This is a genomic window from Arthrobacter sp. Hiyo1 (genome assembly GCF_001263615.2).
Classification (GTDB): Bacteria; Actinomycetota; Actinomycetes; order Actinomycetales; family Micrococcaceae; genus Arthrobacter.
Genome location: NZ_DF952469.1, coordinates 721,575 through 725,162, shown reverse-complemented (window position 1 = coordinate 725,162; position 3,588 = coordinate 721,575). Strand labels below are relative to the sequence as shown.

Here is a 3,588-nt window from a genome sequence, read left to right as displayed (position 1 = left end):
ATCCGCTCCTCAGCTGCGGCGGGGAGTTCGACGGCGGCGCCCGCGGCGAGCGTGGCCACCTTGAGCCCGGTGTGGGCCCACCCGTCCACAGTCAACGCGGAATCGGAGGTTCCGAGCGAGATGTCCCAATCGCCGTCGTTGGCGGTTCCCAGTGGATAGACCCAGTTGGCCATGAAGTTGTGTCCTTGCGTTAGCGCTGTACGAGTGTCATTTCAAAGCTGTAGGAATCGGCCCGGTACACGTGGTGGCCGGTTTCCACCATGCGTCCGGTGTCGTCGACGGCGGTCCGTTCCATGGTGACCAATGCCGAGCCGACTTCCGCCTCCAAGAGCGGTGCCTGGTAGTCATTGGCGATCATGGCGCCGATCCGCTGCGAAGCGAGCCGGAAATTGACGCCGCCGCGGCGGAGGATGGCGTAGAGGCCTTCTTCCGCGAGCATGGCCTCGTCCATGGTGGCGATGTCGTCGCGGACCCAGTTCTCCATGAGCGCCAGGGGCTTGCCGCCCACTTTGCGCAAACGGGTGAAGTGGTACACCTTGGAACCGGCCGGAAGCTGGAGGGCGGTCAGCGTCGCAGCGTCGGCCTCCATGTGCGAGAAGCTGAGGACCTGCGTCGTGGGCTTCTTGCCGTTGTTGGTCAGGTCGTCGTAGAGGCTGGAGAGCTCCAGGGGCCGGCGGACCTGGCTCGACACCACCTGTGTGCCGACGCCGCGCTTGCGGACCAACAGGCCCGAGCGGACGAGCTCGTCCATGGCCTTGCGCATGGTGGGCCGGGACAGGTTGAGCTGGGCGGCGAGGTCTATCTCGTTGTCCAAACGGCTTCCGGGCTCCAGCACTCCGCTGTGGATGGCGGCCTCGATGCCCTGGACCACCTGGTGGTACAAGGGCACAGGGGAAGAACGGTCGATAGTGAGGCCAAGTTGATTCGCCATTGCATGCTCCCTCGCATTCCAGGACCGTCCCGGAAGTTGCAAGCATGTCCGTTCATGTTCGCTTGATAGGACATACTGCTTTACTGATGATAGCAGGAGCATTGCGCGGGTCAAGGGTGCTGGAGGCGCGTTTATTGCGCCGTTTCAGGGGTCTTGTTTGGGACATGTCCAGACATCAGGACGAGCGTCTGGCGCTGCTGCGTTGACGGACGTAGCCGACGGCGGCAAGCACGGCGCCCAGTCCCTCGGCGACTGCGCTAAGGGTCTTCTCGAAAAACCATACGGGCTCGTACATGGACGGGAGCGGACCGATGGCAGGTATGTCGACATAGCGGTAGAGGAGGACCGCAATGAAGGCGCTTCCAGCGACGACCACCGCGGCGGCGTAGGCTGGCCGACTGCCGCGGACCAGGACATACAGGGCGACGAGGATTGCGACCGCGCCCTCAAGGCGGAACAGATTGCCTTCACCGATTCCGCCAGGGGCACCCAACTGGTAACCGGAGGCAAGGTCGAAATGCACCACGGCGTCGACGACCAGGGCTGCCGCCACAAGCAGCCTCAACAGAATGTCCATTGGCTTGCGGCTCGCCGGCTTGCGGCGGGCCGCTTCACGAGTGCTCATTTTGCTGTGCTCATTTCACGACCAGCGTTCCGTGCATGTTGGAGTGGTACGCGCAGTGGTAGGGGTAGCTGCCCGGTGTGGTGGGCGCCGTGAACTGGACCGTTCCGCCTGCGCCGTCGACGGCGGCGTCGAACGCCTTTCCGTCGTCCGAGGTGACCGTGTGGGCCTGCGTGTCCTCGTTCTTCACGGTGATTTTGGCGCCCGGGCTGACCGAGACAGGTCCTTGATAACCGAAGTCCTTGATGGTGATAGTGAGCGATTGCGAGGTCCCCGACGGCGGAGCAGTCGACGACGCGGCGGAAGGTGGGCTCGACGATGCGCCCTGGTAGCCGGTTCCGGACGCCCCGCAACCGCTCACGGCAATCAGGGCTGCCGCTCCAACGATGACCATCATGGCCTTGGGGTTGCTCCTCATGTTTGGTTCCCCGCTTCTCGTGTCCGGTGGCGCGAAGGTGCTTGCCACATTGATGAGACGAATTCCGGAGCGGTCAGGTTCACGGGCGCGGGAAATTGTTTCCGGCGAGCGGGGGCGTCCCGCTCCATCACCCCACCGGACGCAGCGTCCTGCAGACCTCCACGAACGCCTTGAACGGGGCGAGCCGTTCCTCGTCGGGCAGCTGCGAGGCCTCGGGATGCCATTGCACGGATGCCACCCAGCGCTGCGGATCCTCGAGGGCTTCCACGGTCCCGTCCTCCGCGACCGCCGTCACCACCAAGCCATCGCCTATCCTGGCCACGGCTTGGTGATGTCCCGAAGCAATCCGCACCGAGCCCCGTGCGTTGTAGAGTCCAGCCACTTTGGATTCCGGTGAAAGTTCGACGTCGTGCCACGCCCAGGCGCTGAGCTCGCCTTCCGCCGGGCTGAGGCCGTTGTGCTCGACCGATGAGGGGTGCATGTCTTGGATGAGCGTCCCGCCGTAGACCACGTTGAGGAGTTGGTGGCCGCGGCAGATTCCGAGGGTGGGCAAGCCGGCGTCGAGCGATCCACGGGCCACCGCCAAGTCCAAGCGATCCTGGTCAGGGTTGACGTCGTAGCAGGCGTCAGTCGCTTCTTCACCATAGAGTCGCGGATCCAGGTCTCCGCCGCCGGGCAGCAGGACCCCGTTGAGGGAGCGAAGCTCGGCGGCCAGCGGACCGGCTTCGTCGGTAAAGGAGGCGTCCAGGAGTACAGGCTCGGCACCGGAGTCGCGCACTAGTTCGACGATGAAGTCGAAGAGTTCATTCGCCTCTCCCACGCGGGGATCCGTGCTTTCGGAGCTGCTGAGGCGGACGGGAATGCCGATCCGGGGCCGGACGCTGCTCTGCTGTTCGGAAGTCTGCATGCTCCATGATGCACTGGACGGGAGACTCCTGCGCAACGGGAACCGCGGGCTTACGCTGATGCCATGAATCCGTCGCGCGCACTGACTCCCAGTCCCCGCACGCTCGACATTGAGAGCGTGGCCCATTTCGACAGGCTCCTGAGCTCCGGTGCCGCAACGATGCACGGTTGGCACGCCCAGTCGCTGGACTTACGGGGCCGACGGGCCGACCTGCAGCGGCTGGATCCCCAGGGCGCCATCTTCCTGGGCTGTACTTTCGACGACGGCGTCGAGGACTCCCTGCGGAGCCGCGGCGCACTCATCTTTCCGAAGCTGCGCGGGGTGCCGTTCAACCCGTACCGGGGCAGCCTCTACAGCGCCGCCGAACTGTACGAGGACATTGACTCCACGGAATACGAAGCCACCTTGGATGCCCAGGTCTACCACTGGAGCATCATGCCGGGGCAACGGACCAGCCTGGACGCCACCCTCGCCGCAGCCCTGCACGACCACGCTATCGGGGACGCCTTGGACGAGCTCCTGGGCAACGGGGATTTCGCGGGGAACAAGATCGTGGGAGTCATGGGCGGCCACGTCGCGCAACGCGGAACACAGGACTTCGACGATGCGGCGCGCCTGGGCCGGCTCTTGGCCTTGTCCGGCTTCACGGTAGCCACCGGGGGAGGGCCCGGTGCCATGGAAGCCGCCAATTTGGGCGCCTACTTGAGCGG

The 3,588-nt window shown here is 65.0% G+C and carries 5 protein-coding genes and 1 pseudogene; 1 reads left to right on the top strand and 5 read right to left on the bottom strand.

The features are described from left to right. From AHiyo1_RS26370 to AHiyo1_RS07650, 5 genes and pseudogenes are all read right to left on the bottom strand, one after another. Positions 1-173, bottom strand: a pseudogene (locus AHiyo1_RS26370) (5-deoxy-glucuronate isomerase); the annotation flags it as partial. A 17-nt stretch (positions 174-190) separates the two neighbouring features. Then, complete coding sequence (locus AHiyo1_RS07665; RefSeq protein WP_059388160.1) at positions 191-931, bottom strand: GntR family transcriptional regulator; 741 nt, start codon at positions 929-931, stop codon at positions 191-193. Between the two features lie 175 nt (positions 932-1,106). Continuing rightward, positions 1,107-1,556: a hypothetical protein gene (locus AHiyo1_RS07660; RefSeq protein ID WP_059388159.1), complete on the bottom strand. Its 450-nt coding sequence runs from the start codon at positions 1,554-1,556 to the stop codon at positions 1,107-1,109. 10 nt (positions 1,557-1,566) lie between these two features. Beyond that, positions 1,567-1,971, bottom strand: coding sequence for a cupredoxin domain-containing protein (locus tag AHiyo1_RS07655; RefSeq protein WP_216363150.1), 405 nt, complete (start codon positions 1,969-1,971; stop codon positions 1,567-1,569). Positions 1,972-2,098: 127 nt separating this feature from the next. Continuing rightward, complete coding sequence (locus AHiyo1_RS07650; RefSeq protein WP_059388158.1) at positions 2,099-2,878, bottom strand: gamma-glutamyl-gamma-aminobutyrate hydrolase family protein; 780 nt, start codon at positions 2,876-2,878, stop codon at positions 2,099-2,101. 63 nt (positions 2,879-2,941) lie between these two features. On the opposite strand from AHiyo1_RS07650, the gene AHiyo1_RS07645 reads away from it, so the two are divergent. Further along, positions 2,942-3,588 (top strand): SLOG cluster 4 domain-containing protein (locus tag AHiyo1_RS07645; protein WP_445286190.1); only part of this gene is annotated, 647 nt, incomplete at its 3' end.